This is a genomic window from Pseudomonas sp. PDM17, from assembly GCF_014851985.1.
Taxonomy (GTDB): domain Bacteria; phylum Pseudomonadota; class Gammaproteobacteria; order Pseudomonadales; family Pseudomonadaceae; genus Pseudomonas.
Genome location: NZ_JACVAT010000004.1, coordinates 746,139 through 770,940 on the forward strand (window position 1 = coordinate 746,139; position 24,802 = coordinate 770,940).

The 24,802-nt window shown below is 65.4% G+C and carries 22 protein-coding genes; 9 read left to right on the plus strand and 13 right to left on the minus strand.

What is annotated here, in order from left to right; translation table 11 throughout:
* The first annotated feature begins 100 nt into the window (after positions 1 to 100).
* Positions 101 to 970, plus strand: a complete 870-nt coding sequence (gene pdxY / locus IB256_RS17730) for a pyridoxal kinase PdxY (protein ID WP_192403483.1) — start codon at positions 101 to 103, stop codon at positions 968 to 970.
* Positions 971 to 1,036: 66 nt separating this feature from the next.
* Here pdxY and IB256_RS17735 read toward each other — a convergent pair whose 3' ends face one another.
* From IB256_RS17735 to IB256_RS17760, 6 genes are all read right to left on the minus strand, one after another.
* The gene (locus tag IB256_RS17735; RefSeq protein WP_024766834.1) at positions 1,037 to 1,621 is read right to left on the minus strand and encodes a YqaA family protein; all 585 of its coding nucleotides are present in this window, start codon (positions 1,619 to 1,621) and stop codon (positions 1,037 to 1,039) included.
* Positions 1,622 to 1,625: 4 nt separating this feature from the next.
* Positions 1,626 to 3,329, minus strand: a complete 1,704-nt coding sequence (ybaL, locus tag IB256_RS17740) for a YbaL family putative K(+) efflux transporter (RefSeq protein ID WP_192294532.1) — start codon at positions 3,327 to 3,329, stop codon at positions 1,626 to 1,628.
* A 209-nt stretch (positions 3,330 to 3,538) separates the two neighbouring features.
* Complete coding sequence (locus IB256_RS17745; protein WP_081519069.1) at positions 3,539 to 4,018, minus strand: acyl-CoA thioesterase; 480 nt, start codon at positions 4,016 to 4,018, stop codon at positions 3,539 to 3,541.
* Between the two features lie 202 nt (positions 4,019 to 4,220).
* Positions 4,221 to 4,979, minus strand: coding sequence for an SDR family NAD(P)-dependent oxidoreductase (locus tag IB256_RS17750; protein ID WP_045213936.1), 759 nt, complete (start codon positions 4,977 to 4,979; stop codon positions 4,221 to 4,223).
* A 237-nt stretch (positions 4,980 to 5,216) separates the two neighbouring features.
* Positions 5,217 to 6,584, minus strand: a complete 1,368-nt coding sequence (locus tag IB256_RS17755) for a glutamine synthetase family protein (protein ID WP_192403485.1) — start codon at positions 6,582 to 6,584, stop codon at positions 5,217 to 5,219.
* A gap of 80 nt (positions 6,585 to 6,664) precedes the next feature.
* A complete protein-coding gene (locus IB256_RS17760; RefSeq protein WP_192294536.1) occupies positions 6,665 to 8,059 on the minus strand; it encodes an aspartate aminotransferase family protein in 1,395 nt (464 codons plus the stop codon).
* A 127-nt stretch (positions 8,060 to 8,186) separates the two neighbouring features.
* Between IB256_RS17760 and IB256_RS17765 the strand changes: the two genes are divergently transcribed.
* Entirely contained in the window at positions 8,187 to 8,975 is a 789-nt protein-coding gene (locus IB256_RS17765; RefSeq protein WP_192294538.1) for an SDR family NAD(P)-dependent oxidoreductase, read from the plus strand.
* A gap of 74 nt (positions 8,976 to 9,049) precedes the next feature.
* Positions 9,050 to 9,715 (plus strand): GntR family transcriptional regulator, encoded by a 666-nt coding sequence (locus IB256_RS17770; protein WP_192403487.1) that lies wholly within the window; start codon positions 9,050 to 9,052, stop codon positions 9,713 to 9,715.
* An 8-nt stretch (positions 9,716 to 9,723) separates the two neighbouring features.
* Here IB256_RS17770 and IB256_RS17775 read toward each other — a convergent pair whose 3' ends face one another.
* The 3 genes from IB256_RS17775 to IB256_RS17785 form a co-directional block, all read right to left on the minus strand.
* Positions 9,724 to 9,936, minus strand: coding sequence for a YgdI/YgdR family lipoprotein (locus IB256_RS17775; RefSeq protein ID WP_017521498.1), 213 nt, complete (start codon positions 9,934 to 9,936; stop codon positions 9,724 to 9,726).
* A gap of 103 nt (positions 9,937 to 10,039) precedes the next feature.
* Positions 10,040 to 10,441 (minus strand): SMI1/KNR4 family protein, encoded by a 402-nt coding sequence (locus tag IB256_RS17780; protein WP_081519074.1) that lies wholly within the window; start codon positions 10,439 to 10,441, stop codon positions 10,040 to 10,042.
* Positions 10,442 to 10,635: 194 nt separating this feature from the next.
* Positions 10,636 to 11,520: a Tim44 domain-containing protein gene (locus IB256_RS17785; RefSeq protein WP_192294547.1), complete on the minus strand. Its 885-nt coding sequence runs from the start codon at positions 11,518 to 11,520 to the stop codon at positions 10,636 to 10,638.
* 259 nt (positions 11,521 to 11,779) lie between these two features.
* Between IB256_RS17785 and IB256_RS17790 the strand changes: the two genes are divergently transcribed.
* Positions 11,780 to 13,540 (plus strand): cation:proton antiporter, encoded by a 1,761-nt coding sequence (locus IB256_RS17790; protein ID WP_138213588.1) that lies wholly within the window; start codon positions 11,780 to 11,782, stop codon positions 13,538 to 13,540.
* Between the two features lie 11 nt (positions 13,541 to 13,551).
* On the opposite strand, the gene IB256_RS17795 is transcribed toward IB256_RS17790, so the two are convergent.
* Both IB256_RS17795 and IB256_RS17800 read right to left on the minus strand, forming a co-directional pair.
* Entirely contained in the window at positions 13,552 to 14,322 is a 771-nt protein-coding gene (locus tag IB256_RS17795) for an ABC transporter ATP-binding protein (protein WP_192294549.1), read from the minus strand.
* An 8-nt stretch (positions 14,323 to 14,330) separates the two neighbouring features.
* Complete coding sequence (locus IB256_RS17800; protein WP_192294551.1) at positions 14,331 to 15,086, minus strand: ABC transporter permease; 756 nt, start codon at positions 15,084 to 15,086, stop codon at positions 14,331 to 14,333.
* Positions 15,087 to 15,289: 203 nt separating this feature from the next.
* On the opposite strand from IB256_RS17800, the gene IB256_RS17805 reads away from it, so the two are divergent.
* Genes IB256_RS17805 through IB256_RS17825 form a run of 4 tightly spaced genes read left to right on the plus strand, consistent with a single transcriptional unit; the run spans position 15,290 to position 19,866 of the window.
* Positions 15,290 to 15,946 (plus strand): sulfotransferase family protein, encoded by a 657-nt coding sequence (locus IB256_RS17805; RefSeq protein WP_225601793.1) that lies wholly within the window; start codon positions 15,290 to 15,292, stop codon positions 15,944 to 15,946.
* A 15-nt stretch (positions 15,947 to 15,961) separates the two neighbouring features.
* Entirely contained in the window at positions 15,962 to 16,885 is a 924-nt protein-coding gene (locus IB256_RS17810; protein ID WP_192294555.1) for a glycosyltransferase, read from the plus strand.
* Positions 16,882 to 18,705, plus strand: a complete 1,824-nt coding sequence (locus IB256_RS30645; protein WP_225601794.1) for a class I SAM-dependent methyltransferase — start codon at positions 16,882 to 16,884, stop codon at positions 18,703 to 18,705. Before IB256_RS17810 ends, IB256_RS30645 begins: the two co-directional genes overlap by 4 nt.
* A gap of 3 nt (positions 18,706 to 18,708) precedes the next feature.
* Positions 18,709 to 19,866, plus strand: a complete 1,158-nt coding sequence (locus tag IB256_RS17825) for an acyltransferase family protein (RefSeq protein ID WP_192403489.1) — start codon at positions 18,709 to 18,711, stop codon at positions 19,864 to 19,866.
* 6 nt (positions 19,867 to 19,872) lie between these two features.
* On the opposite strand, the gene IB256_RS17830 is transcribed toward IB256_RS17825, so the two are convergent.
* Positions 19,873 to 20,664 (minus strand): 2OG-Fe(II) oxygenase, encoded by a 792-nt coding sequence (locus tag IB256_RS17830; protein WP_192294559.1) that lies wholly within the window; start codon positions 20,662 to 20,664, stop codon positions 19,873 to 19,875.
* Positions 20,665 to 20,682: 18 nt separating this feature from the next.
* On the opposite strand from IB256_RS17830, the gene IB256_RS17835 reads away from it, so the two are divergent.
* Entirely contained in the window at positions 20,683 to 22,590 is a 1,908-nt protein-coding gene (locus IB256_RS17835) for a sulfatase (protein ID WP_225601795.1), read from the plus strand.
* A 13-nt stretch (positions 22,591 to 22,603) separates the two neighbouring features.
* On the opposite strand, the gene uvrD is transcribed toward IB256_RS17835, so the two are convergent.
* A complete protein-coding gene (uvrD, locus tag IB256_RS17840; protein ID WP_192403491.1) occupies positions 22,604 to 24,784 on the minus strand; it encodes a DNA helicase II in 2,181 nt (726 codons plus the stop codon).
* Positions 24,785 to 24,802: the final 18 nt, after the last annotated feature.

The window sequence follows — 24,802 nt, forward strand, 5'->3', positions numbered from 1 at the left end:
CGCACCAGCTTACTCACTCCGCCGTCGGGCGGCGAGGGGCGGATGTTCACAGCGTGTGAATTGCGCCCCATACTGGCCCATTCTGTAGCAGGACACCGTTATGCCGCGCACTCCCCACGTTCTCGCCATCCAGTCCCACGTCGTCTTCGGCCACGCCGGCAACAGTGCTGCCGAGTTCCCGATGCGCCGCGTCGGGGTGAACGTCTGGCCGCTGAACACCGTGCAGTTCTCCAACCATACCCAGTATGGCCACTGGACGGGGCAGGTGCTGCCGCCGGAGCAGATTCCCGCGCTGGTGGATGGCATCGCCGCCATCGGCGAGCTGGGCAACTGCGACGCGGTGCTCTCGGGCTACCTGGGTAGCGCGGCGCAGGGCCGTTCGATCCTCGAAGTGGTGCGCCGCATCCGCGAGGTCAACCCGCGCGCCGTGTACCTGTGCGACCCGGTGATGGGCCATCCGGAGAAGGGCTGCATCGTTGCCCCGGAAGTCGGCGAGTTCCTGCTCAACGAGGCCGCCGCCGTGGCCGACTACCTGTGCCCGAACCAGCTGGAACTGGACAGCTTCTGCGACCGCCAGCCGACCTCCCTGGAAGACTGCGCGGCGATGGCCCGCGGCCTGCTGGTGCGCGGCCCGAAGACGGTCCTGGTGAAGCACCTGAATTACCCGGGCAAGCCGGCGGACGCTTTCGAGATGCTGCTGGTAACCCTGGACGAGACCTGGCACCTGCGCCGCCCGCTGCTGGCCTTCCCGCGCCAACCGGTGGGCGTGGGCGACCTGACCTCCGGGTTGTTCCTCGCCCGCCTGCTGCTGGGTGATGACCTGCGCACTGCCTTCGAATTCTGCGCCGCCGCCGTCCATGAAGTGCTGCTGGAAACCCAGGCCTGCGGCAGCTACGAACTGGAACTGGTGCGTGCCCAGGACCGCATTGCCCATCCGCGGGTGAAGTTCGAGGCGGTGAAGCTGGGGTGATCTGAGGCGCACATCGGCGCTCCCCTGCAAAAGCGGGCCATGCCCGCTCCTGCAAGGGGCTCGGTGTCAGAGCATGTACTTGCCCAGCAGCAACCCGCCCACCACCATCGCCGTGAGCAGGCCGAACGCCAGCCCGAGGCGTTTCTCGATGGCTTCGCGCAGCGCAGGTCCTGCCCAGAACAGCAGGGCGCAGGTGGCGGCGAAGCGCAGGGTGCGCGCCACCACGCTGAGGGCGATGAACAGCACCAGGTCCAGCTGGGTGACCCCGCTGGTCAGGGTGATCAGCTTGTAGGGCAGCGGGGTGAAGCCGCCGCCCAGCAGCACCATCAGCCAGCCGAGTTCGTTGTAGCGCTCGGCGACCTCGGCGAAGTTCTCCTGCAGGCCGTAGAAGGCCAGGATCGCCTGGCCCACCGTCTCGAACAGCAGCAGGCCGATGAAGTAGCCAGCGATGCCGCCCAGCACCGAGCTGACGATGCAGATCGCCGCATAACGCCAGGCCTTGGCCCGGTTGGCCAGGACCATGGGCACCAGCAGCGCGTCCGGCGGGATGGGAAAGAACGAACTTTCGGCGAAGGTCACCCCGCCCAGCGCCAGCTCCGCCCGCGGATGCCCCGCCAGGCGCATGGTCCAGTCGTAGAGTCGGCGCAGCATGGCGTCAGGCCGACTGGGGCAGGTGATCGTCGCTGGCCGCCGGCGTGGCGCCCTCGCGCTCGACCCGCTCGACCATCCCACGGGCAATTTCCCGCTCGCCCATGATCACCAGGCTGGCGCCGTTCTGCTCCAGGTAGTCCACCTCGGCGTCGAAGTGGGCGCGGGCGATGATGTCCAGGTTCGGGTTGATCGCCCGCGCGTGGCTGGAAATCGTCCCGGCCTCGAAGCCGTTGGGGATGGCGATCAGCAGCCAGCGCGCCGAGGTGATGTTGGCCTGGGTCAGGACATCGGGGTTGGCGGCGTTGCCGACCACCACGCAGAGACCGTGCTCGCGCAGTTCGGCGGCCTTCTCGCGCTTGTCCTCGATGACCACCAGCGGAACTCTGTCCTTGCGCAGGCGCTCGCTGACCAGCGCGCCGACGCGGCCGTGGCCGATGAGGATTGCGTGGTTCTGCTCCAGCACCGGCGGGGGAAGGTCCGGCGCCTCTACCTGGACCGCACCCGGCTCGGCTTCGGCCTTCTGCTCCTGCCGCGCCTGCAGGCGGTCGATCGCGATGAACAGCAGCGGGTTGACCAGGATCGACAGGATCGCGCCGGCCAGCACCAGGTCGCGCCCGGCTTCGGGCAGCAGGTTCAGGGTCACGCCGAGGCCGACCAGGATGAAGGAGAACTCGCCGATCTGCGCCAGGCTCGCGGCGATGGTCAGTGCGGTGCTGTTGGGGTGGCCGAACATCCGCACGATGACGTAGGCCGCCACCGACTTGCCGAAGACGATGACCAGGAAGGTCGCCAGCACCGGCAGCGGCTCGTGGATCAGGATCGCCGGGTTGAACAGCATGCCGACGGAGACGAAGAACAGCACGGCGAAGGCGTCGCGCAGCGGCAGCGAGTTCTCGGCGGCCTCGTGGCTCAGCTCGGACTCGTTGAGGATCATCCCGGCGAAGAAGGCGCCCAGGGCGAAGGACACGCCGAAGATCACCGCCGAGCCGTAGGCGATGCCCAGGGCGATGGCCAGCACGGCCAGGGTGAAGAGTTCCCGCGAGCCGGTCTTGGCCACGCGCTCCAGTACCCAGGGTACGAAGCGGCGGCCGCCAAGGATCATCACCGCGACGAAAGCGGCGACCTTGCCCAGGGTCAGCAGGATCGGCATCAGCAGGCCGCCGTCACCACCGTCGGAAGTACCGCCCAGCGAGCCGGCCAGCGCCGGCAGCAGGACCAGGGTGAGGACCATGGCGAGGTCTTCGACGATCAGCCAGCCGATGGCGATGCGCCCGCGCTTGGTGTCGATCAGCTGGCGCTGCTCCAGCGCCCGCAGCAGCACGACGGTACTGGCCACCGACAGGGCGAGGCCGAAGACCAGCCCGCCGCCGAAGTTCCAGCCCATCATCCAGGCCAGGCCCAGGCCGAGCAGGGTGGCGACACCGATCTGCACCACCGCACCGGGGATGGCGATGGCTTTGACCGACAGCAGGTCTTTGAGCGAGAAGTGCAGACCGACGCCGAACATCAGCAGGATCACGCCCAGTTCGGCGATCTCCGTGGACAGCGCCTGGTCGGCGACATAACCGGGGGTGAAGGGGCCGGCCAGAACGCCGGCGAGCAGGTAGCCCACCAGCGGCGAGATGCGCAGGCGGTTGGCCAGGGCGCCGAGGACGAAGGCCAGCACGAAGCCGACGGCGAGGGTGGTCAGTAGCGGGGTGTGATGCATGGTCTGGGCTCCGGGCACTCAGGGAGCGACCGGACTGCGCATCAGCACCGGGTCGCTCGACGGTGGGTCACGGGGGCAAACCCGCGTATGAAAAGTCTAGGCGTAGTAATCGATTCCTACCTTGCTTTCACGCAAGGGTAACCTGTTGACGCATTGGGAAATTTCCGCGACACGAGGGATTTCTTTTCAGGAAATGTCGTGAACGTCTGTCATTCGTGGCGAAGCTCGGCGTAGCGCTGTTCCAGCTCCTGGCGAATCTGCCGACGCTGCTGGGCCTGGGCGAAACGACGTTTCTCGTCCTTGGTCTGCGGCACCAGTTGCGGCACCTCGATGGTCTTGCGGTCATCGTCCAGCGCCACCATGGTGAAGAAGCAGCTGTTGGTGTGGCGCACGGATTTCTCGCGGATGTTCTCGGTGACCACTTTCACGCCGATCTCCATGGAGGTACGGCCGGTGTAGTTCACCGAGGCGAGGAAGGTGACCAGTTCGCCGACGTGGATCGGCTGACGGAAGATCACCTGGTCCACCGACAGGGTCACCACGTAATAGCCGGCGTAGCGGCTGGCGCAGGCGTAGGCGACTTCGTCGAGGTACTTGAGCAGGGTGCCTCCGTGGACATTGCCGGAGAAGTTGGCCATGTCGGGGGTCATCAGGACGGTCATGCTGAGCTGGTGGTTGCCAGGTTCCATGGAATTCTCTTCGGAATTGTCTTGGGAAAAGGAAAGGGCCTAACTCTGGACAACCAAAGCGCGGCAGGCGACACAGTTTTTTCTATACCGCCGATTGGCGCCCGGCACCAGTGGGCCATTTACCAATGGCCTTTCTGTCGTTCGATCAACGCCCCAAACGAAAACGGGCGACCCCTGGCCGCCCGTCCGTCTATCTTCCGGCTCAGCGCCCGGCGGAGAGGCCGAAGTCGATGGCCAGGTCCGCGCCGGTGATGGCTTCGGATTCCGGTTTGCACAGGTACCAGACCAGCTCGGCGACTTCTTCGGGGCGGATGAAGCGTGACGCCTTGCCCTGTGGATAATCCTTCAGCAAGGCGCGCTTGTAGCTGTCCGGGTTGCCCTGGCCATAGCGCTCGGCCTGGTAGTCGAGCATCGGCGTGGCGATGTCCGCCGGGGAGATGGCGTTGACCCGCACGCCGGACTCGGCCAGTTCGAGCGCCAGGGTACGGGTGAGCATGGTCAGCGCCGCCTTGCTCGCGCAGTACGCCGCGGAGCCGCGATAGGCCTGGCGGCCGGAGTCGCTGGAGATGTTGACGATGCAGCCGTGGTTTTCCTTGAGGTACGGCGTCGCCGCCTGGCACATGTAGAAGGCGGCCTTGAGGTTCACGCCCATGACCAGGTCGAAGTCGTCCTCGTTGAAGTCTTCCACCGGGCCTTCGCGCCAGACGCCGGCGGCATTCACCAGGGCGTCGAGGCGGCCGGTGCGGGCGAGGATGTCGGAAACCAGGCTGTGGCAGTTGTCGGCGCGGCGCAGGTCGCCGACGGCGGTGGCGTCCAGCGGGACCTGGGCGTTGAGCGCATGCAGGCCGGCTTTGTCCACGTCGGTTGCGGCGATGCGCCAGTGGCTTTGGGCGAAACGTTTGGCGATGGCTTTTCCGAGGCCACCGGCAGCGCCGGTGATCAGTACGACAGGAGTGCTCATTGTCTACGGGTTCTCCCTGCCTGAGAGAGGACGGCGGCCGGCAGGCAGTACCGGCGGCGCCGCTTTGACCACGGGGCGCATCTGCGCCCCGTGCAATTACAGACCAAGAAAAGACCAGATTCTTCAGTCTGACAGGGTAAATTTTTCGTAAGGCTGTCGTGTGTCAGTGCGGGTGCTGCGAAGCGTAGGCTTGGCGGCGGATAACGCTTCGCGTTATTCGCCGTACTGCCGCACGAATCACGCGTGATGCAGGTACCAGCGCCAGTCCTGCTCGCCGACCTCGCCCATGAACTGGCGGTACTCCTCCCACTTGATTGCCAGGAACACCTTGAGGAATTCCTCGCCCAGCGCCTCGCGGGCCCAGGTGGAGGCTTCCAGTGCGCGCAGCGCGGTGAGCCAGTCGGTGGGGAGGAACTCGGTGGCCTGCTCGTAGCCGTTGCCGACGATGGGCGCGCCCGGATCGATCTGCTCGCGGATGCCTTCGTGGATGGCCGCGAGGATTGCCGCTGCCGCCAGGTAGGGGTTGGCGTCGGCGCCGCAAATGCGGTGCTCGATGTGCCGGCTTTTCGCCGGACCGCCAGGTACGCGGAACGACACGGTGCGGTTGTTCACGCCCCAGCTCTTGGCCAGCGGCGCGTAGCTGTTGGCCTGGAAGCGGCGGAAGGAGTTGGCGTTGGGGCAGAAGATCGCCAGCGAATCCAGCAGGCGCGCCATCATGCCGCCGATGGAGTGGCGCAGCAGTTCGGTGCCGTGAATGTCTTCACTGGCATAGAGGTTGTTGCCCTGTTCGTCGGCGAGGCTGACGTGCAAGTGCATGCCGGAGCCGGCGCGGTCGCCGAACGGCTTGGCCATGAAGCAGGCCTGCAGCCCGTGCTTGTTCGCCACGCCCTTTACCAGGCGCTTGTAGCGCACGCCTTCGTCGATGGCCTGCATGACGTCGAAGCGATGCTCCAGGGTCAGCTCGACCTGGCCCGGCGCGTACTCGGAGATTGCCGTGCGCACCGGCAGGCCCTGGACTTCGCAGGCGGCGTAGAGGTCGTCGAGGAACGGCTGCAGCTGTTCCAGTTCATAGACGCCATAGACCTGCGGCGCTTCCGGGCGGATGCCGTTCATCTGCACCGCCGGCTGCGGGCGGCCGTTGGCGTCGCGCTGCTTGTCCAGCAGGTAGAACTCCAGCTCCACCGCCATCACCGGGTGCAAGCCGTCGGCCTTCAGCCGGTCGACCACGCGGGACAGCACCTGGCGTGGGTCGGCCGGGGTGGCGGGCAGGCCCTGGGTCGGGTGCATGCTCACCTGCAGCTGGCCGGTGGGGCTGGTGCGCCAGGGTTGCAGGGTCAGGCTGCCGGGCAGGGGGTAGGTCCAGCAGTCGGCGTCGGCCACTTCCCAGACCAGCCCGGTGCCTTCGACGTCTTCGCCCTGCACGGTCAGCGCGAGGATCGAGCTGGGCAGCGGGCGGCCGTTGTCGTAGATCGCCAGCAGCTCGTCACGGTGCAGCAGCTTGCCGCGCGGGATGCCGTTGGAATCGATGATGAAGAGTTCGATGCTGCGCACGTCCGGGTGGGCGGCGAGGAAGGCTTCGGCTTCCTGTCGATCGGCGAATTGCATGGTGGTCCTCGGAGGCGCTCGGCGCCGGATTGTTCTTTTGGCAGGAGCGAACCACGTCCGCTCCTGCAGGTGGCAGGCGATCAGGCCTCGCGCGCGCCGGGGATCGCCAGCAGTTCGGTGATGCCGGCATCGAGGGTTTCGATCAGGCGATCCACGTCGGCGGTGGTGGTGTCCGGGCAGCACAGGGTCATGTTGTGGAACGGCGTGATCAGGATGCCGCGGTTGATCAGGTACAGGTGCAAGGCCATCTGCAGTTCGTCGTGGAAGGCGGCCTCGGCCTCGGCGCCAGTACGCGGGGAGACGGGGCAGAACTGGAACTCGCTGCGCGCGCCCAGTTCGGTCACCGACCACTTCAGGTCGTGCTGAGCGATCAGCCGGCGGAAGCCGTCGGCCAGGCGCTTGGCCAGCGGCAGCATGTGGTCGTAGGCCGCCTGGGTCATCACCTGTTCCAGGTTGGCGCGCATGCAGTGCATGGCCAGGGCATTGGCCGAGAGCGTGGTGCCCATGCCGCTGTGGCCGTGGCCATGGCTGTCTTCCTGGGCACTCTTGCGCGAGGCGGCCATGCGTTCGGCCATCTCCGCGCTGCAACCGAAGATGCCGCAGGGCACGCCGCCGGCGATCGGCTTGCCGACCACGAAGAAGTCCGGGTCGAGGTTCCACAACTTCGTGCAGCCACCGATGTTGGTGGAGATGGTGTGGGTTTCGTCGATGATCAGCAGCGCGCCGTATTTACGGGTCAGTTCGCGGCACTTCTGCATGAAGCCCGGATCGGGCAGGACCATTCCGATGTTGGTCATCGCCGGCTCGCACAGCAGGGCGCAGACGTCACCCTGGGCCAGCGCGGCTTCCAGCGCCTCGACGTCGTTGAAGGGGATGGAGCGGCTGTGCTGGGTCAGGTCGTAGGCCTGGCCAACCAGGCCGGAGCGGTGCACGGTCTCGCCGTCGCGGTAGCGCACCATCACGTCGTCGACGGTGCCGTGGTAGCAGCCGTCGAACACCAGCAGGGTCTTGCGCTTGGTCACCGCGCGGGCCCAGCGCAGCACATAGCGGTTGGAGTCGGTGGCGGTGGCGGTCACCTGCCAGTAGGGCAGGCCGAAGCGCGCAGCGAGCAGTTCGCCGCAGACCACGGCGTCTTCGCCGGGGAGCATGGTGGTCAGGCCGCGTGCGCCTTGCTCGGCGAGCGCGCGGGCGATCGGCGCCGGCGAATGGCCGAACATGCTGCCGGTGTCGCCCAGGCAGAAGTCCACGTAGTCATGGCCGTCCACGTCGTAGAAGCGGGCGCCCTGGGCGCGTTCGACGAACAGCGGGCAGGGCGTGGACCAGTCGGCCATCCAGTGCATCGGCACACCAGCGTACAGCGACTTGTGCGCACGCTCGGCCAGGGCGACGGACTTGGGATTCTGTTCCAGGAAGCGCTGGCGCTCGCGGGCGGTGAAGAGATCCACGGCCTGTTGGGCGATTCCGCTGGCGGTCATGTTGCACACCTCGTTTGTTATTTCGCACATCTTCCATTTGTGATCACAAAAATGTCAATACAGCGCGTCGGCTGCCTGATAACCTGCCCTGTAACGAATTCTGTGATCACAGATCAAGAAGGTGCCCATGAACGATGCTACGAATGAGTCCGCCTGGGCCGGCCAGATCGCCCTGATCAGCGGTGCCGGCAGCGAGTCCGGCATCGGCTTCGCCAGTGCCCGCCGGCTGGCGCGCAATGGCGTGAAACTGCTGCTCACCGCCAGCAGCGAGCGCGTTCTGCTGCGGGCGCAGGAGCTTTGCGCCGAGGGCTTCGAGGCCCGCGCGCGGCCCGCCGACCTGACCTGCGAGGACGACGTCTGCGCCCTGGCTGAATGGGCGCAGGGGCAATGGGGAAGCGTAGACGTGCTGGTGAACAACGCCGGCATGGCCATGCAGGGCAGCCCGGAGCCCTTCGCCGAGCTGGCGGCGATGGACCTGGCGACGTGGAACCTGTCGTTGGCGCGCAACCTGACCAGCGCCTTCCTGCTCACCCGCGCGCTGCTGCCGGGGATGCTGGAGCGCGGCTACGGACGCATCGTCAATGTCAGCTCTACTACCGGCGTGCGTGCCAGCAATCCGGGCGAGTCGGCCTACAGCGCGGCCAAGGCCGGGATGCTCGGCATGAGCATGGGGCTGGCGCTGGAAGTGGCGCATCGCGGGGTGACGGTGAACAGCGTGGCGCCGGGCTGGATCGCCACCGGCTCCAGCAGCGAGGAAGAAATCCAGGCCGGACGGCGCACGCCGCTCGGCCGTTCCGGGCGACCGGAGGAGGTGGCGGCCGCCATCGCCTTCCTGGCCTCGCCCGAAGCCAGCTACATCACCGGCGAAGTGCTGGTGGTGGATGGCGGCAACTGTCTGATCGAAAACAAGGGATAAGCAAGATGAAGCACGACTGCAGCCTGACCTTCGCCCAACTACCGGCGCCGCCGGCCGGCCGGGAGTGAGTCACGATGGCCGACAACCTTCAGGAACAGCTGTACCAGAACCTGCGCCAGGCCTTGCTGAGCGGGCGCTTCCAGCCCGGCGAGCGGCTCAAGATCCGCGACCTGGCCGATGAGTGGGGCACCAGCCCGATGCCGGTGCGCGCGGCCCTGCAACGGCTGGTGGCCGAGGGCGCGCTGGAGGGCGAGCCGCAGCGCTCGCTACGAGTGCCGGTGATGACCCGCGAGCGCTACCTGCAGATCCTGCAGGTACGGCAATCCCTGGAGGGACTGGCGGTGGAAGACGCGGCCAGGCACCTGAAGCCCGCCGACATGGCGGTACTGCGCGATTGCACCGAGCGCATGGAAATTGCGCTGAAGGCCCGCGACGTCCACGGCTACCTGGAGGCCAACAGCCGGTTCCACCTGACGCTCTACCGTGCCTGCGGCAATCCCACGCTGCTGCGCATGATCGAGGCGCTGTGGCTGCAGGTCGGGCCCTTCTTAAACCGGTTGTTCACCGAGGCCGACCTGTCGCTGCGCCTGAACGACTTCCACGAAGACACCCTGCAGGCGCTGGAGCGTGGCGATGGCGCAGGCGCGCGCAAAGCCATCGAACAGGACCTGGGCTACTGTGGCCAGTACCTGCTCAACCTGCTTGAGCTGGAAAGTGGGGGAAGGCTCGGGGCGCGCTAGGGCGCCCTTCACGGGGTCTTGATGAAGCGGACGTTGTCCTTCTTGATCAGGATCGTCTCGCCGTTGAGCTGTTCGAATTCGTAGTAGTCATTGTATTTGTCGTAGTCGGAGTGATCCTTCACCAGGATTTCGCTGCCGTCCTGCAGCGTCACCACGGCCTTGTCGGCGCATCCGGCGAGGCCGAGCAGCAACAGGCAGGTGAACAAGGCTTTCAACTTCATAGTTTCTCCACGGGGCATCGTACCCGCCCGGGCAGCAAGGGCTGGAGGTACGCTGGGTTGCCTGTGTGACCATGGAAGTTTCAGGAAATTCCGACACCGGGCTTCAAGTATCCAGCCATACGTCGCGTGCCCAGGTCCAGACGGAGTCCCAGGTCTCTTCGGTGAGCTCGCCGTCGGCCCAGAGAATCACCTCGCCGTCTTCGGCGACAGCGTAGTAGTCATCACCATCGGCGCAGAGCGGAATCAGCTCGCGCGGCAGGCCACTGGCCCAGGCCACGGCGGCCACTTCCGGCAGGTAGGTGTGGGACTGCGGATCGGCCACGGTGACCGGCTCCAGGCGCCCGTAGATCACGTCGCTGACCAGCAGGAGGAACTCACGGAATTCCGACGGAATGCCGATCAGCAGGGCTTCTTCGATCTCCACGAGCAGTTCTTCGTCGGGCAGTTCCAGCGGTACCGGAACCGGCTCGTTCGCTTCACGCAGTTTCTCGATCACATCTTCCACAGGCGGGGCCTCTTTGAATTCGACGGATGGCGCGCTTTATACAGTAGTAGCCGGCCATCCGCGCAAGACCACTGTGCGTGCACCGTCCGGACGAGCGGCGGGCCCGCGGGGAGTGCCGTGCCGGATTGCCGAGGCGGGCGACGGAAACGAAAAAGCCCGGCGATTGCCGGGCTTTTTCAGTGTTGCGCGCAGGATCAGTTCTGACGGATGCCCGCCACCAGCCAGGGCTGGTTCTCGCCCTGCGGGCGCTCCATGCGCCAGCTTTCGCTGAAGGGCTCGCCCTGGTCGAAGCGCGAGGACTTCGACACGCCGCTGAAGGTCAGGGTGGCGATGGTCTTCTCGGCCTGGTCGTCCACGCCTTCGAGCTGCACGTCGAGGTTGTCGATGTAGGTGGACTGGTAGCCCTCGCCCAGGTCAGCGCGCTCCTGCTTGAGGAACTGCAGCATCTGCGGGGTGACGAACTCGGCGATCTTGTCCATCTCGTTGGCGTCCCAGTGCTGTTGCAGGGACATGAAGTGCTCGCGGGCGGCGGCGACGAAACGGGTCTCGTCGAACCAGCTCGGCGCGTTGATCACCGGGCGGCTGTCCATCACCGGACGGGAGGCACCACCGAAGATCGACGGCGGGGCGGCCGGCATTTCACGCTGCATCGGCGCATGTCCACCGGCCATGGCGGGCTGGTTGCCCTGCTGCTGGCGGCGACGGGAGGCGATGAAGCGGAAGGCGATGAACGCGATCAGCGCGATGATCAGGATGTCGAGGAACTGCATGCCCTGGAAGCCGTCGCCCATGAACATGGAGGCGAGCAGGCCGCCGGCGGCGAGGCCGGCCAGCGGGCCGAGCCAGCGCGAAGCGCCGCTCTTAGCGGCGGCGCCGGCAGCGCCTGCGGCGGCACCGGCCGCGGCAGGACCTGCGGCAGTCGGGGAGTTCGGGGCGGCATTGGGTTGCGCCTGGCGGGTCTGGTGGCTTGGCGCCGAGCCCATGCTCTTGCCACCACCGAAACGCTTGGCGGCGTTGACGTCGAGGCTGAGCGTCACGGCGACACAGAAGGCCATGGCAAGGCTGAGAAAGCGCTTCATGGTTGTCATTCTCTTGGTTGGTATACGACGCACGTCATGTTGCCGGTGGGTGCCCGTGAGGGCCAGCCGGATTTTGTTTCGTGCTGTTGCCCTGCGTGGGCTCGCACCCTGATATGGGGCCTGACGAATCCCTTTCCAAATCAGTCTGTTACTGATTCTTTCAGAGCCGCCTGTCGGAGGACTCGGATGGTAGGCTTCGCTGAGCGAGGCCGTCAGCCGCGCGATCCCCCTGACCAGCCCGCCGCGAGGACCGCCGACCATGCATGCCATCGACTTCATCCAGGACCTCGCGGTGATCATGCTGATCGCCGGTTTCGTCACCATTCTCTGCCACCGCTTCAAGCAGCCGGTGGTGCTGGGCTACATCATCGCCGGGGTGATCATCGGCCCGCACACTCCGCCGTTCGCCCTGGTGCACGACGAGGAAACGATCAAGACCCTCGCCGAGCTGGGGGTGATCTTCCTGATGTTCTGCCTGGGGCTGGAGTTTTCCCTGCGCAAGCTGTTCCAGGTCGGCGCCACGGCGTTCATCGCCGCGTTCCTGGAGATCACCCTGATGATCTGGGCCGGCTTCGAGATCGGCCGCCTGTTCGACTGGAGCACCATGGATTCGCTGTTCCTCGGCGCGATCCTGGCGATGTCCTCCACCACCATCATCATCAAGGTCCTGGGCGACCTGAAGATGAAGAACGAGCGCTTCGCCCAGCTGATCTTCGGCGTGCTGATCATCGAGGACATCCTCGGCATCGGCATCATCGCGCTGTTCTCCGGCATCGCCGTGAGCGGCACGGTGGAGGCCGACCAGGTGTTCTCCACGGTCGGCAAGCTCAGCCTGTTCATGGTCGTCGCGCTGGTCGTCGGCATCCTGCTGGTGCCGCGCCTGCTGGCCTATGTGGCGAAGTTCGAAAGCAACGAGATGCTGCTGGTGACGGTGCTGGGCCTGTGCTTCGGCTTCTGCCTGCTGGTGGTGAAGCTGGAGTACAGCATGATACTGGGCGCCTTCCTGATCGGCGCGATCATGGCCGAGTCGCGCCAGCTGATCCAGATCGAACGCCTGATGGAGCCGGTGCGCGACATGTTCAGCGCGATCTTCTTCGTCGCCATCGGCCTGACCATCGACCCCAAGGTACTGGTGGACTACGCCGCGCCGATCCTGGTGATCACCCTGGTGGTGGTCGCCGGCAAGCTGGTGTCCTGCGGCGCTGGCGCCTTCATCGCCGGCAACGACGGGCGCACCTCGATGCGCGTGGGCATGGGCCTTTCGCAGATCGGCGAGTTCTCCTTCATCATCGCCGCGCTGGGCATGAGCCTGGGCGTGACCAGCGACTTCCTCTATCCGGTGGTGGTCGGCGTGTCGGCCATCACCACGCTGCTGACGCCCTACCTGATCCGCTCGGCCGACCCGCTGGCGCTGTACCTGGGCCGCAGCCTGCCATCGCCCATGGTGCGCGTGTTCAGCCTGTACGGTGAGTGGCTGCGCAGCATCAAGCCACGCGGCGACAAGGCAATCCTCGCCGGGATGATCCGGCGCATCCTGCTGCAGGTCGGGGTCAACCTGACCCTGGTGATCGCGATCTTCTTCGGCCTGGCGTTCTTCGCCGATCGCCTGTCGCAGTGGCTGGCGCAGTTCGTCGAGCACGAGGCGCTGCACAAGGCGCTGATCTGGGGCGCCGCGCTGTTGCTGTCACTGCCGTTCCTGATCGCCGCCTACCGCAAGCTCAAGGCGCTGGCGATGCTGCTGGCGGAGATGGGCGTGAAGGCGGAGAGCGCCGGGCGCCACACGGCCCGCGTGCGCCGGGTGATTTCCGAGCTGATCCCGCTGCTGTCGCTGGGCGGCATGATGCTGCTGCTGGCGGCGCTCAGTTCGAGCATCCTGCCGCCGGGCGAGCTGCTGGTGGTGGTGGCGCTGATCGCAGGATTGGTGATCGCGGTGTTCTGGCGCTGGTTCATCCGCGTGCATTCGCGGATGCAGGTGGCGCTGATCGAGACCTTTGAGCAGAACGGCGGCGGGCATCACTGAGCCCGCCGGCTTCATTGCTGGATTTCGAGGACGCTCTGGGAAGCCTTGCGCTCGCGCTCGGCCTTGTGCATCTCGCGTACGGCCTGGCGCACGGTTTCGTGATAGCCGCTGATCACGGTTTCCGAGTCGCTGCAGATGATCGACTTGCCGCGCTCGATCCACAGCACGCGATGGCATAGCTCGCGGATCGCTTCCATGCTGTGGGAAACCAGAATCACGGTCTTGCCTTGCTTGATCTTGCTGCGCATGGCGGCGTGGGACTTTTCGCGGAAGGTCTGGTCACCTACGCCCAGCACTTCGTCGATCAGCAGGATATCCGGGTCGGCATGGATGGCCACCGCGAAGCCCAGGCGGGCGCGCATACCGGTCGAGTAAGTGCCCACGGGGCGTTCGAAGAAGTCGCCCAGTTCGCTGAACTCGCGGATGTCGTCCATCTGCCGGCGGATGTCGGTGAGCCTCATGCCCAGCAGCAGACCGCTGATGACCACATTGTCGCGCCCGGACAGGTCCGGCTTGAAGCCGACGTTCAGCGCCAGCAGGCTGGCACTGAGCGGCTTGCTGCGCCGCAGTGTGCCGCGGTCGGGATCGACGATGCCGGCAATCATCCGAAGCAGTGTGCTCTTGCCCGCGCCGTTGTTGCCGATCACCCCGAGGGTCTCGCCCTCGTAGAGTTCGAAACTGACGTCCTGCAAGGCCCAGAACGATTCGTAACGCAGCATACCGACCCGCTGCCGGTAGGACAGGCCGACGTGCTCGGCCTGGAGAATCAGGTCACCGGACATGCATCACCTCAGAACAGCAGCTTGGGGTACTTGCGCTCGTTGCGGTGCATGACCCACAGCGCCACAAGCAGTAACGGGACCGCGACCGACAGTACGTAGAACTGCTCGCCCCACGCCGGCCACTGGTTGTGCAGCAGCACGTCGCGGAATGCGGTAATCATTACCGTCATCGGGTTGAGATTCAGCAGCGGCGCCATGGAGGCGGGAATCTCATGGATGCTGAAGAACACGCCGGACATGAACATCATCAGCATCAGGAAGTTGTCCACCACCTGGCGCAGGTCCGGCACGAAGGGCAGCACTGCGGCGAGCAGGAAGCCGAAACCGATGATGAACAGCAACTGGTTGAGGATCAGCACCGGCAGCGCCAGCCATTCCAGCGAGGGGCGGTAGCCGGCGACCAGCAGCGACAGGATCAGCAGCGTCAGGATGATCAGGAACTTGAAGGTGTTGCTCAGCACCGGGATCAGCGCGAACACGTATTTTGGCACATGGATCTGCTGGATCAGCCCGGCGTTGGCCTGGATGGCGTTACTGGCCTGGCGCACCGAGCCGTCGAACCATTTCCAGGCGACCATGCCGCTGAGCAGTAGCGGTACATAGCCTGGACGGCTGTGGCCCAGTGCCAGACCGAAGACGATATAGAACGCGCCCATGTACATCACGGGCTCGAGGATCCACCAGAGAAATCCGAGGAAACGCCGCGCCACTTCGGTGCGCAGGTCGCTGTAAACGCCGTAAAGAATGATGTCCCTGTGCTTCATGTCGTTCTTGTTGGATTGAAAAGGGTGGGGTATTTAAACACAATGCGTCGCAGCAAGCCTGCGTGCCGATTGCGGCGCAATCTGTGCGGATCATCGCCCAAACATAAGAAAAAAGAGCTGGTATGCGCCTATTTGATGTCTTGTTCGGAACCTCCCGAAAAGCCCCCCAGCCCCCGGAAGACCTGGTTCTCATGGTGGTCGGCATGCACCGCAGCGGCACCAGTTTCCTCACCGGCTCCCTGCAGGAGTCCGGCCTGGAACTGGGCAAGCACAGCACCTGGAACCCCCATAACCTCAAGGGCAACCGCGAGAATGGCGATATCGTCGCGTTCCACGATGCGATGCTCGCCGCCCGGGGACATGCCTGGGACAACCCGCCCAGCGTGGCGCCGGTCTGGACCGAGAGCGAATACGCCGCTGCCCGCGAGCTGATCGGCGGTTATGACGGTGTGAAGCGCTGGGGTTTCAAGGACCCGCGCGCGCTGCTGGCCGTCGAAGGCTGGCAGGAGCTGATCCCCAACCTGCGTTTCGTCGGCATCTTCCGCCACCCTTCGGCGGTCGCCGATTCCCTCCAGGCTCGTGGCGGCATGCCGCGCGAGCAGGCGCTGGGCCTGTGGAAGGCTTACAACAGCCGCCTGCTCGAACTGCACAGCCGGGTGAAATTCCCGGTGCTGTGCTTCGATCAGGATGAGGACAGCCTGCACCGGCAGCTCGACGACGTGCTGCGCAGGTTCGGCCTGCAGCCTCCGGCGGCGGAGCGCTTCTTCAGTTCCGAACTCAAACATCACCGGCACGGCGACGAGGACCTCGCGCCCGAGCTGGATGCCATGTACCAGGCTCTCAAGGCCATCGCAGACTGATCCGGGGGTTGTGTCATGCCCATCTTTCGCCGCACGCCGCGCCTGAGCGTCGTGGTCATCGTCTACAAGATGCCGGAGCAGGCTGACAAGACGCTGCAATCGCTCAGCCCTGCCTACCAGCACGGCGTAAACGAGCGCGACTATGAAGTCATAGTCGTCGAGAACCATTCCGACCGTCTGCTGGGCCGCGAGCGCGCCACCCGGCACGCGGGCAACGTGCGCTATTTCCACCGCAATGAAACCGAACGCACGCCGGTGCACGCTATCAACTTCGGCGCGGCCCAGGCCCGTGGCAGTCACGTCGCGATCATGATCGACGGCGCGCGCATGCTCTCGCCCGGCGTGCTCCGCCATGCGCTGGATGCTTTCCGTCTCGATGCGGAAGCGGCAGTCTCGGTGCCTGGTTACCACATCGGTCACAAGCTGCAGCAGGTGGCGGTGAACGAGGGCTACAACGAAGACGCCGAGCAGGTGCTGCTGCAGAGCATCGAGTGGCCGAGCAACGGTTATCGCCTGTTCGACATCGCGGTGCTCAGCGGTTCCTGCCAGGGCGGTTTCTTCCAGGCCAACTACGAGAGCAACTTCATCGGTATGTCGATGCGCAAATGGAAGGCGCTGGGCGGGGTGAATCCCCGCTACAACGATTTCGGCGGCGGCAACGCCAACCTGGACCTCTACAAGCGCCTGCTGGAGTACCCGAACACGCCGTTTTATCTGCTCTACAGCGAAGGTTCGTTCCACCAGTTCCACGGCGGCGTGACCACCGGCACGTTGCGCGAGGAGCGCGAGCGGGTCTACAAGCTGCTCGATGAACAGGACAAGCAGATCCGCGGCGACAACCGCACTCCGCCCAGCGTGCGGCCGATCCTGCTGGGCTCCGCGCACCCGCACATCTTCCGCTTCCTCAACCATTCGCTGAACCGGGTGCAAGCCGTATGACCGCGTTCCATGAGAAGCGCCCGCTGCTGTCGATCATCGTCATCGCCTATGACATGCCGCGCCAGGCACTCAACACCTTGATCAGCCTTGCGCCGGACTACCAGCAGGGCGTCGATGCCGACGACTACGAAGTCATCCTGGTAGAGAACCGCTCGCAGAGGAACATGGACGCCGAGGCCATTGCCCGGCTGCCCGGAAACTTCCGCTACTACCTGCGCGATGAGGCGGGTGTGTCACCCGCGCCGGCAATCAACTTTGGCGTTGCCCAGGCGCGCGGCCGGTTCATCGGGCTGATGATCGACGGCGCACGGCTGGTCACGCCGGGCGTGGTGAAGTACGCGCTGATGGCTTTCCGCATGACGCCCGACGCCATGGTGGTGGTGCCTGGTTACCACCTGGGGGAGAACGAGCAACAGTTTCACCTTACCCACGGTTATTCCGAAGAGGCCGAGCAGCAACTGCTGGCGGATATAGGCTGGCCGGAGTCGGCAAACGGCTATCGGTTGTTCGATATTTCCTGCTGGAGCGGTGCCAACCCGAACGGCTATTTCCACCCGTTCATGGAAAGCAACTGTCTGTTCATCAACGCCCAGGTGTTCCGTGACATCGGCCGCGCCGATGAACGCTTCGACATGCCCGGTGGCGGGGCACTGAATCTCTATCTGTACCGCAAGGCCGCCATGCACCCGCGCACCCAGTCGGTGATGCTGGTGGGCGAGGGGTCTTTCCATCAGCTGCACGGTGGCGTCACCACCTCCGAGGTGGAGGGCCGCGAGGAGCTGCTCAAGCGCCAGAGCGAACAGCTTTGTGAGCTACTGGGCGAGCCTTTCCGTTCGCCGACGGTAGAGCCGATCCTGCTCGGTCAGGCGAAGGCGCCCAGCCTGCGCTATCTGGAACGTTCGGTGCAGCGCGGTATGGACCGCGTACAACGCTGCACCGGACGTCAGGAAGACCCGTTCGCCGACCAGGCGCTCAAACCCGAATTCCGCCTAGCCCCGGTGCAGACACCGGTGCGGATCATCGCTCCTCGACCATTCGTTTCCGGAGAAGGCCAGATCATGAAGACCCTCTACATGCCCCCGTCGATCAAGCATTTCGAGCCGCTGCACATGGTCTTCAGCACCTGGGTGGACCACCTGCCGTTCGGCTACGACCTGGTGACCGCGCTGCGGCCCAAGCTGCTCGTGGAGCTGGGTACGCACAAGGGCCTGTCCTACTTCACCTTCTGCCAGGCGATGAAGGAGAACGATATCGATGGTGTCTGCTATGCCGTGGACACCTTCGAGGGCGACGCCCACACCGACAAGTACGACGAATCGGTGTTCAACGCGGTCAACAACCACAACCGCCAGCACTACCACGGCTTTTCCTACCTGATGCGTATGTTCTTCGAGGACGCGCTCAAGCACTTCGACGACGACAGCATCGAGCTGCTGCACATTGATGGTTTCCATACCTACGAGGCGGTGAGCGCCGACTTCGCCAACTGGTATCCGAAGGTGAAGCCGGGCGGCATCATCCTGTTCCATGACGTCATGGCCCGCCTGCAGGACTTCGGTGCCTGGAAGTTCTGGGACGAGACCCGCGGTCAGCACGAGACGTTCACCTTCAACCATGGCTTCGGCCTGGGCGTACTGCGCAAGCCTGGGGGCGATCGCAGCAACGACCATCCGCTGCTCAAGCTGCTGTTCGAAGATGCCAAGGCTGACGAAGGTGCTGGCCTGCGATCCTTCTACGTTCACGCCAGCAAACACCTGGAAAACACCCGCAAGCTCAAGCGCCTGACCCAGGGCCAGCCGCAGCAGCAGCCGGCCACCTGAGTGGTGAGCGAGGCTGCCGAAGTCCGGGCGGCGCTGCGCCAACCGGCCAGCTACCTGCCTGAGCTGGAATCCCTGCGTGGCTGGGCAATCCTGCTGGTGGTCGGCTTCCATTACTTCGGCATCCTCGCCCTGGCCGAGCGTACGGACAACCCACTGTGGGCGACGCTGCTCGGCGGGGGCAATACCGGCGTCACGCTGTTCTTCGTGCTCAGTGGCTTCCTGCTGTCGCGACCCTTCCTGCAGGGGCTGCGCGATGGCCAGCAGGTGAGTATCCAGCGCTTCTACACGGCGCGCTTCTTCCGCATTGTGCCGCTCTACTATTCAGCGGTGTTGCTGGCCTGGTTCATGACGCAGAAGGCGGCGGCCCTCAAGGCTCTGCTGTTCATACCGATCGGCTTCCAGGCCTTCCCGTTCAGCGTGCCCTGGTGGTCGCTGTGCACCGAGATCCAGTTCTACCTGCTGCTGCCCTGGGCGATGTGGCTGCTGCGCTATCGTGTTGGGCGCTGGCTGGTCGCCGGCGCCCTGCTGGCGTGGGCGATGGCGCACGTCTACCTGTTCCACTCGCCGGGGTGGCTATCGCCGAGTAACTTCTGGGAGAACTCGCTGTTCGGCCGGGCCGGTGCGTTTCTCGTCGGCGCGGTCTGCGCCGGGATCAGCCTCGGCCGTGGCTATGACTGGTTGCGCAAACGTGCGCTGGTCTGCACCGTGCTGCTGGCCGGCTGCCTGCTGGGCCTGGGCCGCCTGTGGCTGTGGTTCTCCCTGAGCGGGGAGCGCAATGCCCTGCAGACCTTGCCGATGTACCACAACATCGAGTCAGTGCTCTGGGGCGGAGTGATGCTCGCATTGCTGGCCCTGAGCTGGCGGGCCAAGGCGCTGTTGGCCAATCCCCTGATGGACCATTTCGGGCGCATCTCCTACTCGCTCTACCTGATTCACGTCCCGGTGCAGTTCTACTGCCTGTACCCACTGAAGGCCGCCGGCATGACGCTGGATGCGAATTCCGACGCCTATCTGCTGCGCATTGTCGCCAGCCTTGCGCTGTCCTGGGCTCTGGCCTGGGTGAGCTATCGCCTGGTGGAAATGCCCTTCCTGCGCCTGAAGTCCCGCCTGGCGACCTACTCCGGGCGCGCCCCTTGGGCGCGCCGTGCCGCCGACGCCTGACGCCGGTCAGACCGGGACGTCGCGCCAGTGGGTCGCGAAGCCGGGTTGCGCTTCACCTGCCGGGCGGCCATTGGTGTAGTAGTACAAGGCCAGGGAACGGCGGTAGACGTCATCGGGGCAGGTCAGCGGATGCGGATGACCGTGGAAGGAGCTGGACGTCGTGCTGAACACCACGCAGCGGTTGGCGATCGGCAGGACGCGAAGTGGAGGGCCGGCCATCTCCGTGTCCCACAGTTCGAGATGGCCGCCGTAGCTTTCGGGCCACTCCTCGTTCAGGTAGATGAGTACGTTGATCCGGCGATCCAGGCCGAAGTCGCGGTGGGTGGCGAAGTCGGTATGCACCTTGAGGAAGCCGCCACGGGAAATCTGGTGAATCCCCGCGCCGCGCAGGTTGGGGTCGGGGATCAGGTTGGGGATGCCGGTCAGCTGTGCCAGGTAGTCGAGGAAGGCATGGGAGTTGAGCTCCCAGAACAACTGGCGGTAGGTCGGAGGCATGCGCAGCGGATCGCGGATGTTGCGCTTGTCCTTCTGCACGTATTCGCCACTGGCCTTGTCGGTGTGCGTGGCGTTGTTCCACAGCGGATCGTTCTGATCGTGCGGATACTCTTGAAGCAGCCGCGAAAAGGTCGATGGAGGCAGAAAGTCGTCGATGACGATATGCGGGAAGGGGGCATTGCCGGCATAGTTCGGTGCCTGGCCGGCGACCTTGGCGGTCAGGGCGCAATAGTCCAGCAGCAGCCCATCGGATGGGGCGCTGACTTCGCCGTTGCTCTTTGGGGTGAAGAGATTCTTAAGCATTTTTCGGGAATTCACTGAATGTTGTTCTTTTCCACGCGAGCGGCAGCTGCGCTCACGACCCGACTAGCCATTGCCTGGCTGATTCTGCTTGCCATGGTCCCTGTGAGCAATGCTCAGGATCAAGGCGCGAAACCGAACATCCTGTTCATCCTGACCGACGACCTCGGCGTCAACGATATCGGCACCTGGGGTGACGGCAAGGCGCCCACGCCGACCCTGGACCAGCTCAGCCGCGAATCGCTGCGCTTTCGCGAGCACTATACCGACAGCACCTGCTCGGTCAGCCGTGCGGCGCTGATCACGGGGCGCGCGCCGGTCAGCATCGGTTTCGAGCCCAACGGCCTGGGTCTGTCGCCGGACCTGCAGACATTGCCCGAATCCCTGAAGGGGTTGGGCTACAGCACCCATCACATTGGCAAGTGGCACGTTGGCGAGGCTATCGAATACCTGCAGATCCGCCCCAACCACCACGGCTTCGATGACTGGTTCGGCATGCTCAACCACTTCGTCCTGCACGGGCCGGACAAGACCGGCAAGCTTGTCAACGGCCCGCCGACCTTCATCAACCCCTGGCTGGAAACCAACGACGGCCCGCCGGTGCAGTACCAGGGGCATCTGGACGATATCCTTACCGACCGCGCCATCGACCTGATCAAGCAGGGCCGGCAGGATAGCAAGCCCTGGTTCATCAACCTCTGGCTGTTCTCGCCGCATCACCCGTTCCAGCCGGCGGAGGCCTTCCGCCGCCAGTTTCCCGATACTGACGAAGGCCGGTACCTGGCGGTACTCAAGCAGCTCGACAACAACGTCTCCCGACTGCTCGACAGCCTGCGCGCCAGCGGTCAGCTGGACAACACCCTGGTGGTCTTCACCAGCGACAACGGCAGCCCGAACCTGGCCCGCGACAGTAATTGGCCGTTGGCTGGAACCAAGATGACCTACCTCGAAGGCGGCGTGCGCACGCCGCTGCTGGTGTTCTGGCCCGGCCATCGCGGCAATGCGGACGTGTCCGGCATCAGCCACATCACCGATCTCTACCCGACGCTGGTCGGCATGGTGGGCGGCAAGGCGCCGGGCGGGCTGACCGGGCGCGATCTGTCCAGCTACATCGCCAAGGGCCAGCCGTTGCCCAAGGTCGATGCGCTCTACTGGGCGGCCGATGTGATGACCTGGGGCATGACTTACGGCGGCCACCTGACCGACCGCGGCCTCTTCTACCGGCCTACGCTGGGCAAGCTGGAGAGTCATCCGGTGACCGGCGCCATCGGGGTGAGCGCACCCAAGACCGAGGACTTCCAGCCGATTGGCCGCGACGAGGCGATGAACCTGTTGCGCGGCTGGGAGCAGAAGTACCGACCGGTCCCATTGACCTGGCATCCCGCCGCCGGCAGGAAGCCTGCCTTCCTCAGCGGCCGCGACTACCAGCGCGCGCCGGTCCACGGTGCCTACAGCCTGGGGCTGGGCTTGGGCAAGGCGCGGGTAGAGGGCGCGCGGCAGGTCCTGGTCGAGCAGGAAGGGCTATGGGGCATGGCCATCGACAAGGGGCGTGTGGAAGTGTGGCGTGGCCCGCTGCGCCTGCAGAGCGAGCCTGTGGCGCTGGAGGGCCAGTGCAATGCCCTGGTGGCCAGCTTCAACGTGAAGCCCTATTCGAAATTCCCCTTCCCGGGGCCGGAAAAGGGCGCGCTGACGGTTTACCTGAACGGCAAGGTCATCCTGCAATCCCAGGAGCCGATGCCGCGGCCGGAAACCGCCGAGCCGCTGGCGCACCCGACCTACATCGGGGCTTCGGCCAACGGAGGGGATCGTTTCGCCGGCCGGATCGCCAAGCCTCTGCTGGTGGACAAGTTCATGCTGCCGCAGCTCGATGGCTACGGCCTGGACGACATGCAGGCGACGATCTGCCCGGCCAGCACCGCCGCTCGCTGACGGGACTGGAGGCCTAGATGGCCTCCAGCTTCGCGTAACCCATCATCAGCCACTTGCTGCCCTCGCTGTCGAAGTTCACCTGCACCCGCGCCTGGGCGCCGGAGCCTTCGAAGTTGAGGATCACGCCGTCGCCGAACAGCGGGTGGCGCACGGACTGGCCGAGGCTGAACGGGGTGTCCGGCACGCTGGCGCCGCTGAACAGGTTGCCGCTGCGCTGGTTGCCCGACAGCGGACGGCTCACCGAGTTGGACAGGCGCACTTCCTGGATCAGGCTCGGCGGGATTTCGCGGACGAAGCGCGAGACCTTGTTGTAGGTCTCGCTGCCGTACAGGCGGCGGGTTTCCGCGTAGGTCATGACCAGACGGTGCATGGCGCGGGTGATACCCACGTAGGCCAGGCGACGCTCTTCTTCCAGACGGCCGGGTTCTTCCAGGCTCATCTTGTGCGGGAACAGGCCTTCTTCCACACCGGCGAGGAACACCAGCGGGAATTCCAGGCCCTTGGCGCTGTGCAGCGTCATCAGCTGCACGCTGTCCTCGAAGGCGTCGGCCTGGGTGTCGCCGGACTCCAGTGCGGTGTGGTCGAGGAAGGCCACCAGCGGCGGGGTGTCCTCGTCGTCCGGGGTCTCGAAGGCGCGGGCGGCGCTGACCAGTTCTTCCAGGTTTTCCACGCGGGCCTGGCCTTTCTCGCCCTTCTCTTCCTTGTGGTAGGTGATCAGGCCGGACTGCTCGATGACGATCTGGGTCATCTGGTGCAGCGGCAGGCCCTCGACCTTCACCGCCAGCAGATCGACGGTTTCCAGGAACACGTTGAGCGCACTGGCGGCGCGGCCGGCCACGGCCTTGGCGGCGATCACGTCGTTGATCGCACGCCACATCGAGGTGCCGTTGTGGCGTGCGGCGTTGCGGATCGCCTCGACGGTCTTCTCGCCAATGCCGCGCGGCGGCACGTTGATCACCCGCTCCAGCGCGGCATCGTCGTCGCGCAGGCGGATCAGGCGCAGGTAGGCCAGGGCGTTCTTGATCTCGGCGCGCTCGAAGAAGCGCTGGCCGCCGTAGATGCGGTAGGGAATCTTCTCGCGCAGCAGCGCCTCTTCCAGCACGCGGGACTGGGCGTTGGAGCGATAGAGGATGGCGATGTCGCTGCGCTTGAGGCCGTCCTTGCGCAGGGCATCCTCGATGGTCTCGACGATGTAGCGCGCCTCGTCGTGCTCATTGAAGCCCGAGTACAGGGTGATCGGGTCACCGTCGACGCCTTCGGTCCACAATTCCTTGCCCAAGCGCCCGCTGTTATTGGCGATCAGCGCGTTGGCTGCCTTGAGGATGGTGCCGGTGGAGCGGTAGTTCTGCTCCAGGCGGATGTCCTCGGTGCCGGCGAAGTCATCACCGAACTGCTGGATGTTCTCGATCTTCGCGCCGCGCCAGCCGTAGATCGACTGGTCGTCGTCGCCCACCACCATCAGGCTCTCGCCGCCCTTGCCGAGGAAGCGCAGCCAGGCGTACTGCACGGCGTTGGTGTCCTGGAACTCGTCCACCAGGATGTGGCGGAAGCGCCGCTGGTAGTGCTCCAGCAGGCTCGGGCGGTCACGCCAGAGGTCCAGCGAGCGCAGCAGCAGCTCGGCGAAGTCGACGACACCGGCGCGGGCGCAGGCCTCTTCGTAGGCCTGGTAGACGCTGACCATGGTCGCCAGGTACAGGTCGCCGCCGGCCTGGATGTTCTGCGGGCGGTTGCCCTCGTCCTTCTGGCCGTTGATGAACCACTGCGCCTGGCGCGGCGGCCAGCGCTGCTCGTCGAGGCCCAGCTCGCGCACCACGCGCTTGACCAGACGCAGCTGGTCGTCGCTGTCGAGGATCTGGAAGTTCTCCGGCAACCCGGCTTCCTGCCAGTGCGCGCGCAGCAAGCGGTGCGCCAGGCCGTGGAAGGTGCCGACCCACATGCCGGCCGGGTTGATCCCCAGCAGCTGCTCGATCCGCGCGCGCATCTCGGCGGCGGCCTTGTTGGTGAAGGTCACGGCCAGGATGCTGTGCGGCGAGGCGTTCTCGACCTGGATCAGCCAGGCGATACGGTGCACCAGCACGCGGGTCTTGCCGGACCCGGCGCCAGCGAGCACGCGCTGGCGCCCCAGCGGCGCGGCCACGGCCTGGCGCTGCGGGTCATTGAGGGAGTTGAGCAGGTAGGAGATGTCATCGTTCATGGGGCGGCATTCTACCGA

What these genes read in the sequence shown, in the direction of transcription:
- IB256_RS17765 (WP_192294538.1), top strand. Translation starts at nt 8,187, where the DNA reads ATGAACGATGCTACGAATGAGTCCGCCTGGGCCGGCCAGATCGCCCTG.
- IB256_RS17835 (WP_225601795.1), top strand. Translation starts at nt 20,683, where the DNA reads ATGTTGTTCTTTTCCACGCGAGCGGCAGCTGCGCTCACGACCCGACTA.
- IB256_RS17785 (WP_192294547.1), bottom strand. Translation starts at nt 11,520, where the DNA reads ATGAAGCGCTTTCTCAGCCTTGCCATGGCCTTCTGTGTCGCCGTGACG.
- IB256_RS17790 (WP_138213588.1), top strand. Translation starts at nt 11,780, where the DNA reads ATGCATGCCATCGACTTCATCCAGGACCTCGCGGTGATCATGCTGATC.
- IB256_RS17830 (WP_192294559.1), bottom strand. Translation starts at nt 20,664, where the DNA reads ATGCTTAAGAATCTCTTCACCCCAAAGAGCAACGGCGAAGTCAGCGCC.
- IB256_RS17800 (WP_192294551.1), bottom strand. Translation starts at nt 15,086, where the DNA reads ATGAAGCACAGGGACATCATTCTTTACGGCGTTTACAGCGACCTGCGC.
- IB256_RS17805 (WP_225601793.1), top strand. Translation starts at nt 15,290, where the DNA reads ATGCACCGCAGCGGCACCAGTTTCCTCACCGGCTCCCTGCAGGAGTCC.
- ybaL (WP_192294532.1), bottom strand. Translation starts at nt 3,329, where the DNA reads ATGCATCACACCCCGCTACTGACCACCCTCGCCGTCGGCTTCGTGCTG.
- IB256_RS17810 (WP_192294555.1), top strand. Translation starts at nt 15,962, where the DNA reads ATGCCCATCTTTCGCCGCACGCCGCGCCTGAGCGTCGTGGTCATCGTC.
- IB256_RS17775 (WP_017521498.1), bottom strand. Translation starts at nt 9,936, where the DNA reads ATGAAGTTGAAAGCCTTGTTCACCTGCCTGTTGCTGCTCGGCCTCGCC.
- IB256_RS17750 (WP_045213936.1), bottom strand. Translation starts at nt 4,979, where the DNA reads ATGAGCACTCCTGTCGTACTGATCACCGGCGCTGCCGGTGGCCTCGGA.
- IB256_RS30645 (WP_225601794.1), top strand. Translation starts at nt 16,882, where the DNA reads ATGACCGCGTTCCATGAGAAGCGCCCGCTGCTGTCGATCATCGTCATC.
- IB256_RS17735 (WP_024766834.1), bottom strand. Translation starts at nt 1,621, where the DNA reads ATGCTGCGCCGACTCTACGACTGGACCATGCGCCTGGCGGGGCATCCG.
- IB256_RS17760 (WP_192294536.1), bottom strand. Translation starts at nt 8,059, where the DNA reads ATGACCGCCAGCGGAATCGCCCAACAGGCCGTGGATCTCTTCACCGCC.
- uvrD (WP_192403491.1), bottom strand. Translation starts at nt 24,784, where the DNA reads ATGAACGATGACATCTCCTACCTGCTCAACTCCCTCAATGACCCGCAG.
- pdxY (WP_192403483.1), top strand. Translation starts at nt 101, where the DNA reads ATGCCGCGCACTCCCCACGTTCTCGCCATCCAGTCCCACGTCGTCTTC.
- IB256_RS17755 (WP_192403485.1), bottom strand. Translation starts at nt 6,584, where the DNA reads ATGCAATTCGCCGATCGACAGGAAGCCGAAGCCTTCCTCGCCGCCCAC.
- IB256_RS17745 (WP_081519069.1), bottom strand. Translation starts at nt 4,018, where the DNA reads ATGGAACCTGGCAACCACCAGCTCAGCATGACCGTCCTGATGACCCCC.
- IB256_RS17770 (WP_192403487.1), top strand. Translation starts at nt 9,050, where the DNA reads ATGGCCGACAACCTTCAGGAACAGCTGTACCAGAACCTGCGCCAGGCC.
- IB256_RS17795 (WP_192294549.1), bottom strand. Translation starts at nt 14,322, where the DNA reads ATGTCCGGTGACCTGATTCTCCAGGCCGAGCACGTCGGCCTGTCCTAC.